The organism is Caulobacter sp. 602-1 (assembly GCF_003931565.1).
Lineage (GTDB): Bacteria > Pseudomonadota > Alphaproteobacteria > Caulobacterales > Caulobacteraceae > Caulobacter.
Genome location: NZ_RRYI01000152.1, coordinates 1 through 286, shown reverse-complemented (window position 1 = coordinate 286; position 286 = coordinate 1). Strand labels below are relative to the sequence as shown.

The window sequence follows — 286 nt, the reverse complement described above, 5'->3', positions numbered from 1 at the left end:
CAGAGGCAGCAGCTTTGGATTCTCGTTCATCGCCTGATTGACGAAGAACTTCTCGCCCCGGGTGCTTCGCTCGGCCGGGCCGATGCCGAACGGCTGGCTGGCCGACGGGCCGCCGACGCTGCGCTGGGTGGTGTCGGCTTGGACCGACATGGTCACCGGCGTGGCGCCATTCGACTGGAAGTTGATCTGTCCCTTGGCGTTCAGCGAGAACTGGCCGTAGAGGCCGACGCCCGAAGCGCGTGAGTTCAGCGCGTCCAGCATGTCCTGCATCGTGCCGCCGACGGGC

The 286-nt window shown here is 66.4% G+C and carries 1 pseudogene; it reads right to left on the bottom strand.

The features are described from left to right. Positions 1 to 286: pseudogene (locus EIK80_RS25670) on the bottom strand (flagellar hook-associated protein FlgK); the annotation flags it as partial.